This window comes from Vibrio sp. S11_S32, from assembly GCF_014694465.1.
Classification (GTDB): Bacteria; Pseudomonadota; Gammaproteobacteria; order Enterobacterales; family Vibrionaceae; genus Vibrio; species Vibrio algicola.
Window position 1 is genome coordinate 1 of record NZ_JAAUWS010000162.1, and the last position, 350, is coordinate 350.

Annotated in this window: 2 pseudogenes; one reads left to right on the forward strand and one right to left on the reverse strand. The window is 37.7% G+C overall.

The features are described from left to right. Positions 1-157: pseudogene (locus tag HC723_RS17960) on the reverse strand (IS3-like element ISSde8 family transposase); the annotation flags it as partial. 76 nt (positions 158-233) lie between these two features. Between HC723_RS17960 and HC723_RS17100 the strand changes: the two are divergent. Then, positions 234-335 (forward strand): annotated as a pseudogene (locus HC723_RS17100) (AlpA family phage regulatory protein); the annotation flags it as partial. Positions 336-350: the final 15 nt, after the last annotated feature.

Sequence of the window (350 nt, forward strand, 5' to 3'; positions counted from 1 at the left end):
TGTACTGCTTTTTCCAACGAGCAACCGCAGTAGCGCCAGCGCCTGATATATCCATAATTTGTTGATTGGTATAATGCTCTTCAATCATCAATCTGGCGTACTCGTGCTTTTGTTTATGTGTGTAATTGAGTCGTTTTTTTCGAGTGTTAATGTTCATAGCTAGGTTCCTATATTGCAGTCAATTATAGGCTATAGAACCCTCCAAGATCATTAAACCATTACAAGGACGTCCCATGAGATTTCTAAAACTAAAAGAAGTAATGCAAAAGACCGCCCTTAGCCGTTCAGCGATTTACAGAAAAATGAATGATAATAACTTTCCGCAATCAATCAATCAATTTAGGTGATAG